Origin of the sequence: Bacteroides caecigallinarum, assembly GCF_016901995.1 — a bacterium.
Lineage (GTDB): Bacteria > Bacteroidota > Bacteroidia > Bacteroidales > Bacteroidaceae > Phocaeicola > Phocaeicola cellulolyticus.
Genome location: NZ_JACJLE010000233.1, coordinates 1 through 220 on the forward strand (window position 1 = coordinate 1; position 220 = coordinate 220).

General features: G+C 51.8%; 1 rRNA gene. It reads right to left on the reverse strand.

The annotated features are described in order from the left end of the window. Nucleotides 1–220: ribosomal RNA gene (locus H6A61_RS16405) — 23S ribosomal RNA — on the reverse strand; the annotation flags it as partial.

Consider the following 220-nt stretch of genomic DNA (forward strand, 5'->3'; position numbering starts at 1 on the left):
CACTCTTGGGCCGGTTACCGATCGGCCTGAGGGTACCTTTAGAAGCCTCCGTTACGCTTTTGGAGGCGACCACCCCAGTCAAACTACCCACCAAGCAATGTCCTTCAATCAGAAGTTAGAACTCAAACAAACGAAGGGTCGTATTTCAACAGCGGCTCCACAAATACTGGCGTACCTGCTTCAAAGCCTCCGACCTATCCTACACATCGCGTGCCCAAAT